The organism is Niveispirillum fermenti (genome assembly GCF_052474395.1).
This window is the reverse complement of sequence record NZ_CP156681.1, coordinates 114,879-127,813: the sequence shown is the minus strand read 5'-3', so window position 1 is coordinate 127,813 and position 12,935 is coordinate 114,879. Positions and strand designations below refer to the sequence as shown.

At 65.7% G+C, this 12,935-nt stretch carries 11 protein-coding genes; 7 read left to right on the top strand and 4 right to left on the bottom strand.

Annotated elements, in window-relative coordinates; all coding sequences use genetic code 11:
- The first annotated feature begins 97 nt into the window (after positions 1 to 97).
- The 3 genes from ABC728_RS12005 (at position 98) to ABC728_RS11995 (ending at position 4,729) form a co-directional block, all read left to right on the top strand.
- Complete coding sequence (locus ABC728_RS12005; protein ID WP_416618181.1) at positions 98 to 1,552, top strand: TrkH family potassium uptake protein; 1,455 nt, start codon at positions 98 to 100, stop codon at positions 1,550 to 1,552.
- A gap of 88 nt (positions 1,553 to 1,640) precedes the next feature.
- A complete protein-coding gene (locus tag ABC728_RS12000; RefSeq protein WP_416618182.1) occupies positions 1,641 to 3,434 on the top strand; it encodes an acyl-CoA dehydrogenase in 1,794 nt (597 codons plus the stop codon).
- Positions 3,435 to 3,661: 227 nt separating this feature from the next.
- A complete protein-coding gene (locus ABC728_RS11995; protein WP_416618183.1) occupies positions 3,662 to 4,729 on the top strand; it encodes a Rieske 2Fe-2S domain-containing protein in 1,068 nt (355 codons plus the stop codon).
- Positions 4,730 to 4,750: 21 nt separating this feature from the next.
- On the opposite strand, the gene ABC728_RS11990 is transcribed toward ABC728_RS11995, so the two are convergent.
- Both ABC728_RS11990 and ABC728_RS11985 read right to left on the bottom strand, forming a co-directional pair.
- Positions 4,751 to 5,224, bottom strand: coding sequence for a thermonuclease family protein (locus tag ABC728_RS11990; RefSeq protein ID WP_416618184.1), 474 nt, complete (start codon positions 5,222 to 5,224; stop codon positions 4,751 to 4,753).
- 160 nt (positions 5,225 to 5,384) lie between these two features.
- Positions 5,385 to 5,558, bottom strand: coding sequence for a succinate dehydrogenase assembly factor 4 (locus ABC728_RS11985; RefSeq protein WP_416618185.1), 174 nt, complete (start codon positions 5,556 to 5,558; stop codon positions 5,385 to 5,387).
- Positions 5,559 to 5,784: 226 nt separating this feature from the next.
- Between ABC728_RS11985 and htpX the strand changes: the two genes are divergently transcribed.
- Entirely contained in the window at positions 5,785 to 6,774 is a 990-nt protein-coding gene (htpX, locus tag ABC728_RS11980) for a zinc metalloprotease HtpX (RefSeq protein WP_416618273.1), read from the top strand.
- 39 nt (positions 6,775 to 6,813) lie between these two features.
- Here the strand turns inward: htpX and ABC728_RS11975 are convergent, their stop codons facing one another.
- Positions 6,814 to 7,695 (bottom strand): ribose-phosphate diphosphokinase, encoded by an 882-nt coding sequence (locus tag ABC728_RS11975; RefSeq protein ID WP_416618186.1) that lies wholly within the window; start codon positions 7,693 to 7,695, stop codon positions 6,814 to 6,816.
- A 324-nt stretch (positions 7,696 to 8,019) separates the two neighbouring features.
- Here ABC728_RS11975 and ABC728_RS11970 point away from each other — a divergent pair, with 324 nt between their 5' ends.
- Positions 8,020 to 8,997, top strand: a complete 978-nt coding sequence (locus tag ABC728_RS11970; RefSeq protein ID WP_416618187.1) for a protein phosphatase CheZ — start codon at positions 8,020 to 8,022, stop codon at positions 8,995 to 8,997.
- Positions 8,998 to 9,003: 6 nt separating this feature from the next.
- Positions 9,004 to 10,269: a pentapeptide repeat-containing protein gene (locus tag ABC728_RS11965; RefSeq protein ID WP_416618188.1), complete on the top strand. Its 1,266-nt coding sequence runs from the start codon at positions 9,004 to 9,006 to the stop codon at positions 10,267 to 10,269.
- A gap of 161 nt (positions 10,270 to 10,430) precedes the next feature.
- On the opposite strand, the gene acs is transcribed toward ABC728_RS11965, so the two are convergent.
- A complete protein-coding gene (gene acs, locus ABC728_RS11960; protein WP_445376548.1) occupies positions 10,431 to 12,371 on the bottom strand; it encodes an acetate--CoA ligase in 1,941 nt (646 codons plus the stop codon).
- Positions 12,372 to 12,670: 299 nt separating this feature from the next.
- Here acs and ABC728_RS11955 point away from each other — a divergent pair, with 299 nt between their 5' ends.
- Positions 12,671 to 12,892, top strand: a complete 222-nt coding sequence (locus ABC728_RS11955) for a hypothetical protein (RefSeq protein WP_416618190.1) — start codon at positions 12,671 to 12,673, stop codon at positions 12,890 to 12,892.
- Positions 12,893 to 12,935 lie beyond the last annotated feature (43 nt).

Genomic DNA, 12,935 nt, shown 5'->3' with positions numbered 1-12,935 from the left:
TCGTCCCGGCCGTCCGTTTTTCGGCATCAAGTCCTTGACGGCCGGACGCCCTTCGCGAAGGGTGGCATATGCCGGCCGGCCCAACCATCGGAGTGCCATGCTCTCCCTGGACGTTCGCCCCATCTTCTATGTCATCGGTGCGCTTTTGTCGGTCATCGCGCTGGCGATGGTGGCGCCGCTGACGGCCGACCTGGCCGCCGGCCATGATGATTGGCGTGTCTTCGCCGTGTCGTCGGCGCTGACCCTGTTTTTCGGCGTGCTGCTGATGCTGATGAACCGGTCGGGGCGCATCGCGCTGTCGTTGCGCCAGACATTCATCCTGACATCCGTCGCCTGGATCATCGTCTGCGCCTTCGCGGCCCTGCCATTCGTCTTCACCGAACAGGGGCTGTCCTATACCAATGCCTATTTCGAGGCCATGTCGGGCCTGACCACCACGGGGGCCAGCGCCTATTCGTCGGTCCAGACATTGCCGCCCGGCGTGCTGCTTTGGCGCTCGCTGCTGGTCTGGCTGGGCGGTATCGGTATCGTGGGCATGGGCATCGTGATCCTGCCGTTCCTGCGGGTCGGCGGGATGCAGCTTTTCCGCAGCGAATCATCGGACAAGTCCGACAAGGTGGTGCCGCGCGCCGCCGATATGGCCCTTGGCTTCGGCTGGGTTTATCTCGCGCTGACCATCATCTGCATCATCCTGTTGAAGATGGCGGGCCTCGGCATGTTCGACGCCATCAATCATTCGATGACCGCGCTGGGGACGGGTGGCTTCTCCACCAAGGACAGTTCGATCGGCTATTTCCAGAACCCTGCCGCCGAATGGATCATCATCCTGTTCATGTTCCTGGGCAGCCTGCCGTTCGTCCGGTTTATCAGCATGATCAAGGGCGATGTCAAGGCCCTGTGGCATGACAGTCAGGTCCGTACCTATACGGCCTTTACCGGGATTGTGGCCTCACTGCTGGCCATCTATCTGATGGCCACGGGGCAGATGGGGGCTACCGATGCCATCCGCCATTCCTTCTTCAACTGCGTCTCGCTGATCACCACCACGGGCTTCTCTTCCACCGATTATCTGGCCTGGGGTCACGGGCCCGTGGCGCTGTTCTTCATCCTGACCCTGGTGGGCGGCTGCACGGGTTCCACTTCCGGCGGGATCAAGATGTTCCGGTTCGAGATCCTGTGGCTGGCGATGCGCATGCAGGTCCACCGGCTGTTCAGCCCCAATCGCGTCATGCCGCTTTCCTATAATGGCAAGCTGGTGGATGCCGACGTCATCGTCTCGGTGATGAGCTTCATCTTCCTCTACATGGCGCTGATCCTGGTCTTCGGTGTGCTGCTGGCCCTGACGGGGCTGGATTACGTCACGGCCATTTCCGCGGCGGCGACGGCCGTCAGCAATGTCGGCCCCGGTCTTTCCCAGGCTATCGGTCCGGTCGGCAATTACGACCCGTTGCATGATTTCGGCATCTGGATCATGTCGCTTGGCATGTTGCTGGGCCGGCTGGAACTGTTCACGGTGCTGGTCCTGATCAGCCCGTCCTTCTGGCGACGGTAAAGCCGCTCGACGGGCGGCCTCTCCGCATTTAAACATTTGTTTGAAGCCCGGTGCGAGCGGGCCGCGAACAAAGGGGAGGGACTGGCACATGAGCCGGATGGATCGCCGCGAGATCGATTTTCTGCTGGATGGCCTGCTGGACCTGGAGGGGCTGCTGTCGCGCCCGCGCTATGCGCATCTGGACCGTGACGCGCTGTCCCAGGTGCTGGATACGGCTGCGGGTCTGGCCGACACGAAGTTCGGCCCCCATTACCACGACACCGACAAGCATGAGCCGGAGCGCATCGACGGCAAGGTCGTGATGCTGCCGGCCGTGAAGGAGGCTGTGGATGCCCTGGCGGGTGCCGGCTTCATGGCTGCCCACCATGACGAGGAACTGGGTGGCCTTCAGCTTCCCTGGTGTGTCGTGCAGGCGGCCTTCAGCTTCTTCCAGACGGCGAACATCGCCACGGCCGCCTATCCGTTCCTGACCATCGGGGCCGGCAACCTGATCCGCAGCTTTGGCAGCCCCGGGCAGCAGGCGATGTTCCTGGCCCCCATGCTGACGGGCCGCTTCTTCGGCACCATGGCCCTGTCGGAACCCCAGGCCGGCAGCAGCTTGGCCGATATCCGCACCGGTGCGGTGCCCAATGCCGACGGTTCCTATGCCATCACGGGGACCAAGCAATGGATCAGTGCCGGCGAGCATGAGTTGTCGGAAAACATCGTCCATATGGTGCTGGCCAGAATCAAGGGCGCGCCGGCCGGCGTGAAGGGCATCAGCCTGTTCATCGTGCCGCGCCATCGCATCAACGCGGATGGCAGTCTGGGTCCGGATAATGACGTGCGGCTGGTCAGCCTGCTGCACAAGATGGGGTATCGCGGCACCACCAGCACCATCCTGTCCTTTGGAGAGGAGGGGCGCTGCCAGGGCTTCCTGGTGGGGCAGGCGCATCAGGGACTGGCCTATATGTTCCAGATGATGAACGAGGCGCGGATCGGCGTGGGGCTGGGGGCGGCGGCCCTGGGGTATGCCGGCTATCGCTATTCCGCCGATTATGCGCGCACGCGCACGCAAGGGCGGCCCCTGGCGGCCCGCGATCCGGCCAGCCCCATGATCCCCATCATCGAACATGCCGATGTCCGGCGCATGTTGCTGCAGCAGAAGGCGGCCGCAGAGGGCGCCATCGCCCTTTGCCTCTATTGCGCCCGACTGGTGGATGAGGAGAAGACAGCGCCCGACGCGGCCGACCGGCGCCGGGCCGGCCTGCTGCTGGAACTGCTGACACCCATCGCCAAGTCCTGGCCTTCCGAACATTGTCTGGAAGCCAATAAATGGGCCATCCAGATTCTGGGTGGCTATGGCTATACCCGCGATTATCCGGTGGAGCAGTATTATCGCGACAACCGCCTGAACCCGATCCATGAGGGCACATATGGTATCCAGGCCAATGACCTGCTGGGTCGCAAGCTGTTCATGGAAAACGGCGCGGCGCTGGAGGAGCTGGGCCGTACCATGGGGGTCACCATCGCCCGGGCGGCCGGCATGCCCGATCTGGCCGGCCACGCGGCCGACCTGCGCGATGCCCTGACCCGCGTGGCCAGCGTCACCGCCCGCCTGGGGCAGGTACGGGCCGCGGGGGATGTGGCGCTCTGCCTGGCCAATGCCACGGCGTATCTGGAGATGTTCGGCCACACGGTGCTGGCCTGGATCTGGCTGCGCCAGGCCATGGCCGCCGCCGACCGGTTGGCGACGGGGCAGGGGGATGCCGATTATCTGAACGGCAAGCTGGCCGCCTGCCGCTGGTTCTTCGCGCACGAACTGCCCAAGACGATAACGCAGGCGGCATTGCTGGCCAGCCTGGACCGAACCGTGCTTGATGTCCGGCCGGAATGGTTGTGATGGTAAAAAGCCATCATGATCCGCTTATACTATTTTGCGGTGATCAGAACCAATAGGCTCTGATCACCCCCCTCAATTGCCGGCGCCAACATGTGTTGGCTTGGCTACGCCGCCGAAGCGGCGCGGCGCCGGTTGCCGCCAACCTAGGTGCGATGAGTAGAACTCATCGCACCTAGGTTGGCGGGACCTGCCCGACGGGGCTTTGGCGGGCCGCGACCGGCGGTGCTATGGTGCGCCCGTCCGCTGCCGAAAGCCGCCCCATCATGGCCAATCCATCGCCCTTCCTGACTGACATCTGGTATTTCGCGCTGCCGTCCACGGCCCTGAAGCGGGGAGGCATGCTGGCCAGGACCCTGCTGGGCCAGCCGGTCCTGTTCGCGCGGGACAATGACGGCCAGGCCTTCGCCCTGCGGGACATCTGCCCCCATCGCGGCATCCCGCTTTCCTGCGGCCGTTTCGACGGGCGGGAGGTGGAATGCCGCTATCACGGCTGGCGTTTCGACGCGGCCGGTGCCTGCACGGCCATCCCGTCACTGGTCCCCGACCAGGATTTCGACCTGACGCGCATCAAGGTGCGCCGCCATCCGGTGTCGGAGGCGCAGGGGAACCTGTGGATATGGATGGGGGAAGGCCCCCCGGAGGGAGAACCGCCGCAAATGCCCGACATGGATGGGCGCGTGCCCAACATGACCGAAACCATGGCCTTTCCCTGTCCGGTCGACCACGCCGTGATCGGCCTGATGGACCCGGCCCACGGACCTTTCGTGCATCAAAGCTGGTTCTGGCGTTCTTCCCGCTCCATCCATGAGAAGTCCAAGGCCTTTGGCCCCGCGCCGCTGGGCTTTGCCATGAAACGGCACCGTCCCTCGTCCAATTCCGCCGCGTACCGCCTGCTGGGCGGGGCGCCGGAGACCGAGATCACCTTCAGACTGCCGGGCATCCGCGTGGAGCATATCGCGGCGGGCCGGCACCGTATCGTCAACCTGACCACCGTCACGCCCGTCGATGCCACGAACACGGAAGTCACCAACAGCTTCTATTGGACGCTGGGCTGGGCCGATCTGGCGCGGCCCGTCCTGCGCCGCTTCGTGCGGCGTTTCCTGGGCCAGGACCGGGATGTGGTGGTGATGCAGCAGCAGGGGCTGGCGCATGACCCGACCCTGATGCTGATCAAGGATGCCGACACCCAGGCACGCTGGTATCACCAGTTGAAGAACGAGCATCAGCGCGCACGGGCCGAGGGGCGGGAATTCGTCAATCCCGTGCGCGACACGGTGCTGCGCTGGCGGAGTTGACCGCGATCCCGGCCGTTCCGCCTACATCCCGGCGCACCAGGGCTCACGCTTGCCCCCGGTATAGGGGCGGGCATGGCCAGTCTTGATCAGGGCCTGTGAAAGGTCCGTGCCGTCGGCCAGCGTCACACGGGCCCGCACCCGGCCACCATATTTGTCATAGACGACATCATGCAGCCGGATGGTGCCGTCGCCCCGGCCTTCGGTTGCCGGGGCCACCAGATCGGCCAGCATGCGGCGCGCCTCCTGCGCCATACGCTTTTCCGCCGCGCATCTGGACCGGCTTTCGGGTGTGTCGATACCGTCCAGCCGGACCCGTGCCACCACCTCCTGATCCAGCCAGATCAGGGCACGGACATTCAGCGTGTCGCCGTCCACCACCTCCGTCACCCGCGCCGGCACCGGGCCGGCCAGCCGGCTGATGGCCAGCGATGGCACCGCCCCCAGCACAAGGGCGAGTAGAAGCGGCAGAGGCAAAAGGGCGGAACGCATGGACATGGGGCCGCTGGGGCATCGGGGACAAGGATTTAAGCCTGCATCCTATGCCGAACCAGTCCAGGGCGGAACAAGAATTTATGATCTATTTCCTAAGTAGAATACACTTAGGATCATTGACGCATAATGAGAGCGTTTCTGGGCGCATGCGCAACCAGTGGGGTTAAAAGTCGCTGCAGCGGCCCTTGAATTCCCAATCGCCGAACCGTGTCGGTTCGGGCCCGGCCGGACCGCCGATCTCCCCCGGCGGCTGTAAGATCGCGGGCTTGCGGGGCGGGCTGGGCGGTTGGCCGGCCGGAACCGCCGCCTGGGGGTCGCGCTTGCTCTCGTCCGTCATCAAGAGGTCTCCATCCGTGTCGGGCATTAATACTGTCTCGCGGTGATCGGAACCTGTTGGTTCTGATCACCGCCCTCAGCGCCGGTGCCAGCATCCGCAGATATGGCGCGCCGGCGGGCCGCTGCCAAGCCTTAACAACTCTTGATGCGGCGGGGGCAGGGGCCATATCAGGAAGGCGGGCGTCATGCCCGCTCGCATCAGGCATGAAGGGAGCCTTGAGGAACCCATGAACGGCTATTTCCGAACCGCGATGCTGCTGGCAGGGCTGACCGGCCTGTTCCTGGCGGTCGGCTATATGCTGGGGGGGCAGGGAGGCATGGTGGTGGCGCTGGGGATCGCGCTGGCCATGAACTTCTTCGCCTACTGGAATTCCGACAAGATGGTGCTGCGCATGTATGGCGCGCGGCAGGTGGATGCGGCGACCGCGCCGCAATTCTACACCATGGTCCAGCGTCTGGCGCAGCGGGCCGAACTGCCCATGCCGAAGGTCTATATCATCGACAATGACCAGCCCAACGCCTTCGCCACGGGCCGCAACCCCGAGAACGCGGCCGTCGCCGCCACGACCGGCCTGTTGAAGCGACTGTCGGGCGAGGAGGTGGCGGGCGTGATGGCCCATGAACTGGCCCATATCAAGAACCGCGACACGCTGATCATGACGATCACGGCGACGCTGGCCGGTGCGTTGTCCATGCTGGCCAATTTTGCCATGTTCTTCGGTGCCAGCGGCAACAGCGACAATCGCAACAACCCGCTGGGCATTGTGGGCGTGATCCTGGTCGCCATCCTGGCCCCGCTGGGTGCCATGCTGGTGCAGATGGCCATCAGCCGGTCGCGGGAATATGAGGCCGATCGCATCGGCGCGGAAATCTGTGGCAAGCCCACATGGCTGGCCGATGCGCTGGAAGGCATCCAGTCCGGTGCCGCGCGCGTCATGAATCATCAGGCGGAAAGCAATCCGGCCACCGCGCATATGTTCATCATCAACCCGCTGCACGGGCGTGGGGTGGACAGTCTCTTCTCCACCCATCCCAGCACGGCGGAACGGGTGCGCCGCTTGCGGGCGATGGCGATGGGTGGGGACCGTTCCGGCAGCCCTCCCCCTTATCGTCCCGCCGCCGGCCCCGCGACGCCCCCGCCCCCGCCCCCGTCGCGTCGCGCCGGCAGCGTTCCCAATGCCGGTGGCAAGGCGCCGCCGCGGTCACCCTGGACCTGATACCCTTTGCTGCGCCCCGCCCGGTCCGGGGCGGGGCGGTCACAGGGTGGCCAGGCAGTCCGCGATCAGGCCGGTCAGGCCGATGGCGTTGGTGGGGTGGTCGATGCCGTCGGCCGACACCACGGTTTCGATCCCCGCCGCCTGGAAGGCGGCCATCCGTTCCATGGGGAACACGGCATGCGCCGTGGCGGCCAGGAACCGTGTGGCCCCATGGGCACGGGCAACCTTTGCGGCGTCGATCAGGGTGCCCCCGGAACTGACGATGTCGTCGACGAACAGCACGGTCCGGCCCGTCAGGTCCGTGCCGGCCGGCAGGCCGACGGACACATCATGATCCCCGCGCCGCACCTTCAGCCCCACCAGTGCCTGCGCGCCTGCGGCCTGCGCCGCGCCATGGACCAGATGCTCGGACTCCTCGTCCGGCCCCAGAATCACCCAGCCCGCATCAGCCCCCTGTTCGCGGGCCCAGCGGCCCAGCAGCGGTCCGGCCGACAGGGCGGCACTGCGTGTCCCGGGAAAGACCGCCGTCAGGTCATGGGTGCGGTGCAGGTGCGGTTCCACCGTGACGATGCGGTCGAACAGCCCGCCCAGCCATCGGCCCATGATGCGCTGGCTCACCACCTCGCCGGGCCGGAACTCAATGTCCTGGCGCATATAGGCCAGGTAGGGGGCGACCAGCGTCAGTTCCCGGCACCCGCGTTCCCGCAGGGCACCGGCCAGGAATTGCAACTCCACCAGCTTGTCATTGGGCCGATCCAGGGAGCGGACGATCACCGCCCGTTCCGGCGCGCCCTCCAGCCGCACCAGGCTTTCCCCGTCGGGAAACCGGTGCAGCGCCACCATACGCAATCCCAGCCCCAGCCGTGAGGCCAGCCGGCCGGCCAGTGCCTCGCCTTCCGGAAAGCCGATCAGAATGTCCATCGCGTTTCTTCCCCCGACGGGCCGCCTCGCCGGCCCCTTTCGTGATCCCTGGAACGGAACCCGCCTTTGGGGTCCGCCTCCCCCCTGTGCATCGCCCCGTTGCCAGATTACACCGGCCACGGGCCATGACGCATCCGGGAAGCGCAAAAGGTCAGTTCAGTGTGGCGAAATTCGGGGTTAGGATTTATTCGACTGAAAAATGGGTGCGTTTCGTTCATTCTTATCCATGGCTTGTCCATGGCTGCGGGGCATGCCCCGCGGGTGTGGCGGTGTGCAGCGGTTGAAAGGGGTGGCCCGATGTGGGGGCTAGGCGGAAGCGGCGGCATGGACCCGATGGAGCTGTCGGAGAAGGAATATTCAGCCCTGGAAGAGGCGCTGATGGCGTCGGCCCGCGGCCGGGCCTTCCTGCGTCAGCGCGACCGGCAGACCCGCATCGTGGCCCAGGATGACTGGCGCGCCCTGTTGCAGGGCATGACCGAGCAGGTGGGGCGCCTTCAGGGTATCGGCGGGGGCGGTGCCGCGGCCGCGGTCGTGGGTGACCAGAGCCCGCACCTGCACATCATGCGCGAGGAACTGAAACAGCTTTCCAACTATATCGAACAGACCCGTCAGGAGATCGCCCAGCTTCGCCCCATGGATGCCGGCGCCAATCGCATCATGGCCGCCACCAATGAGCTGGACGCCATCGTGACGGCGACCGAACGCGCCACATCCGACATCCTGAACGCGACGGAGCGGATACAGTCGCTGGTCTCCCGACTGCCACCCAGCGACATCACCAACGATATCGACGCCCAGACGATCGAGATCATGACGGCCTGTTCCTTCCAGGACATCACGGGCCAGCGCACGACCAAGGTGGTGAACACGCTTCGCTATATCGAACAGCGCGTCAACACCATGATCGAGATCTGGGGGGTCGAGGAGACCGACGGCGCCCCCAACAAGGTGGGCGCGGACGGGTTGATTGCGTTGCGCCCGGACGACACCCGACCGGACAAGCACCTGTTGCATGGCCCCGCCATGGAACCGGTCAGCCAGGCCAATATCGATGCGCTGTTCGACAGCCTGGACAATGACGAACCGGCCAAGGCCGACCCCAACGATGCCCTGACCAACATGGATGATTGGGGACTGGCGGCAGAGGACGTGGCAGCCCCGCCGCCTCCGCCTCCGCCTCCGCCTCCGCCTCCGCCGCCCCCACCTCCGCCGCCTCCACCTCCGCCCCCGCCTCCTCCCCCTCCGCCACCGGCGGCCGGCGCCACCGTATCGCAGGCCGATATCGACGCCTTGTTCGGGTAAGCTCGCATGTCCGAAGACAGCAACAACGTCGCCCCGCGTGTGCGCCTGACGCAGGCACAGCTTGACCGTGCCTGCGAACGGCATCTGGCCTATCTTTCCGGCCTGCAGGGCGGGGCCAAGCTCTCGTTGCCCTTTTTCGACCTGTCGGAATTATCGTTCAACGGCCGCAACCTGACGAACGCCAACCTGTCCGGCGCTATCCTGCGTGGCACGCGCTTCGTGGGGGCGAAGCTGGACTATGCCGATTTGTTCGGGTGTGACCTGTCGGAGGCCGATCTGACACGGGCGCAACTGACCCGCACCGACCTGCGGGCGGCCAGTCTGCGCCGGTCGGTGCTGCGCGGTGCGCGGATGGTGGAATGCGACCTGCGCGACGGCAACATGGCGGTCAGCACGCGGGCCGATTTCCGGGTGCTGGGGCTTGATATCGGTCCCGCCGATATCTCACTGGCCATCATGGCCGATGCCGACCTGACGCGGGCGCGGCTGACCGGCTCCTGCGCGCGGGAGGCGGATTTTTCCGGCGCCATCATGTCCGGTGCCCATCTGGCGCGGACCGATCTGCGCGACGCGCAGTTCAAGGCCACTGACCTGGAAGGGGCTGATCTGGCTGATGCCGATCTGCGTGGCGCCGACCTGTCGGGCGCCAAGGTCTCCCTCCAGGCATTGCAGAGCGCCATCCGCACGGACGAGGATGCGGCCCGCCGCGCCATCCGGATGGAGGAAGGGGCAATGCCCGCGCCCGACCGGCCGCCGGAAGGCCCCCCGTCACCGGAGCGGCTGGATGCCATGCTGCGAGCCCATGCCCAATGGGTGGGTACGGGCGGGCGCTCGGGCCACCAGTTGGATATCAGCGGGCTGGACCTGTCACAGGTCGATCTGGCGGGGCGGGTCCTGACGCTGATGAAGGCCACGGGCGTGATCTTGCGCGGGGCCGACCTGCGCGGCGCACAGATGCAGGCGGCGCAATTGTCCGGTGCCGACCTGCGATCCACCGACCTGGGCTTCGCCGATCTGCGCGGCGCCAGCCTGGATCGTGCCAACCTGATCGACGCCAATCTGGAAAAGGCCAATCTGGCCATGTTGAAGACCGCGCGCGGGCATGAATTGCGGACCTCTCTGGTCCGGGCCCGGCTGGCGGCGGCCATCCTGCGCGGGGCCGACCTGACGGGTGTGGATTTTTCCGGCGCCGACCTGACCGAGACGGTGATGGATGGGGCGACGCTGACCGACGCCACGATTGCGGCGGCGCGCGGCATCAGCCTGGGCTGAACCCCGTCGCACCCTCCCCCTCGGGCTCGCGGGCACGGACCCGCCAGCCCGTGCAGAAACAGCAGGGTGGTGAAATGAGTGGTGAAATGAAAACGGCGGGGTCTATCCCCGCCGTTTTCATTCGTCTGCGTGTGCTGCTGCGTGTGCTGCACCGATGACGGTCAGCCGCGGTTCATGCGGCTGCCGACCAGATCGCTGACGACGCCGGGATCGGCCAGCGTGCTGGTATCGCCCAGCGCCTCATGCTCATTGGCGGCGATCTTGCGCAGGATGCGGCGCATGATCTTGCCCGAACGGGTCTTGGGCAGGCCGGGCGCCCACTGGATCAGGTCCGGCGTGGCGATGGGGCCGATTTCCTTGCGCACCCAGGTCACCAGTTCGCGGCGCAATTCGTCGGTGGGCTCCTCGCCGGCATTCAGGGTGACATAGGCGTAGATGCCCTGGCCCTTCAGGTCGTGCGGATAACCCACCACGGCGGCCTCGGCCACCTTGGGATGGGCGACCAGGGCCAACTCGATCTCCGCCGTGCCCAGCCGGTGACCGGACACGTTGATCACGTCATCGACGCGCCCCGTGATCCAGTAATAGCCATCCTCGTCCCGGCGGCAGCCATCGCCCGTGAAATACTTGCCCTTGAAGGTGGAGAAATAGGTCTGGACGAAGCGCTCATGATCGCCGAACACCGTGCGCATCTGGCCCGGCCAGCTATCGGTGATGCAGAGATTGCCTTCCGTCGCCCCTTCCAGGACCTGACCGTCATTATCCACGATCTCCGGCTTCACGCCGAAGAAGGGCAAGGTGGCCGATCCCGGCTTCTGGCCAATGGCGCCGGGCAGCGGAGTGATCAGGATGCCGCCCGTTTCCGTCTGCCACCAGGTATCGACGATGGGGCAGCGGCCGTCACCGACCACGCCATGATACCACAGCCAGGCTTCGGGGTTGATCGGTTCCCCCACCGAGCCCAGCAGACGCAGGCTGGCGCGGCTGGTCCGCTTCACCGGCTCCTCCCCCTCGCGCATCAGGGCGCGGATGGCGGTGGGGGCGGTATAGAAGATGTTGACCTTGTGCTTGTCGATCACTTCCCAGAAGCGGCTGACGGTCGGGTAATTGGGGATGCCCTCGAACATCAGGGTCGTGGCACCGTTGGCCAGCGGTCCATAGACGATGTAGCTGTGGCCCGTCACCCAGCCTACATCGGCCGTACACCAGTAGATGTCACCCTCGTGATAGTCGAAGACATATTGGTGCGTCATGGCGGCATAGACCAGGTAGCCGCCCGTGGTGTGCAGCACGCCCTTGGGCTTGCCCGTCGAACCGGAGGTGTAGAGGATGAACAGCGGGTCTTCCGCCCCGATCTTCGCGGCCTCGTTCTCCGCGGGGACCTTGGCCACTTCCTCATGATACCAATGGTCGCGGCCGTCCTTCCAGCCGACGGTGCCGCCCGTGCGCTTGACCACGATGACGGAGGTGACGTCGGGCAGGCTTTCCAGCGCCTTGTCGACATTGGCCTTCAGCGGCACCTTGCGGCCGCCGCGCAACCCCTCATCGGCCGTGATGACGACCTTGCCCTGGCACCCTTCGATCCGGTCGCGCAGGCTGTCGGGGGAGAAGCCGCCGAACACCACGGAATGCACGGCCCCGATGCGCGCACAGGCCAGCATGGCATAGGCGGCTTCCGGGATCATCGGCATGTAGATTGTGACGCGGTCCCCCTTTTCCACGCCATGCGCCTTCAGCACATTGGCCAGCCGGCCGACCTTCTCGTGCAGTTCCCGGTAGGTGATATGGGCGCTTTCGCTGGGATTGTCGCCTTCCCAGATGATGGCGGTCTGGTCGCCGCGCGTGGCCAGATGCCGGTCGATGCAGTTATAGGCGACATTGGTCACCCCGTCCTCGAACCAGCGGATGGAAACATCGCCCTCGAAGCTGGTGTTCTTCACCTTGGTGAAGGGGGTGAACCAGTCGATGCGCTTGCCATGCTCTGCCCAGAACGCTTCCGGGTCGGCGAGGGACTGCGCATACATGGCCTTGTATTTGGCCTCATCGATCCAGGCGCTGCCGGCCACCTCTTCCGTCACGGGAAAGAACGAAGGGCTGCTCATGGCGTTGTTTCTCCCAATCGGTTGGCGGGCGGTGCGGCGCACCGGCCGGTGACCCGGCCCCGCTTATCTCCCATCCCGGTCCCGGCGCCGACAGCAAGGAAAGCCGACGCGGACCATGGTTTACGCAAGCTTATGTAAGCAACGGCCGCCTGTTTTGGAACATGTACATTCGTCGTGTCGGCATTTCGCCGCATTCAACGGTTTTTCAAGGGGAAAGACGGCGGCGATAGCGCGTGCCATGGGTTGCACAGCATGGTATGGTCCGCCTTCAATCTTCGATACAAACCGGGCAGGATGGCATGACGGGGGGCGTTCCCGGGGGCGGGGAAATCGCGGTGGCGGAAGGGGATGTGGCCAGGCTGGGCATGCGCACCAGCCTGATGACCCTCGACCTGCTGCTGGCTGTGTTGCCGCCGGACGGCTCCGGCTATGCCGATGCCGCGGCGGAGGCATGCATCCTGTCCCGCCGCATCGGCACGGCGACGGCCGATTTCGCCGAAATGATGCGGATGGCGCGCTGAGCGGCAGCGAGCGGCTCCGGTTGGGCAGCTTGGGGCCACGGGG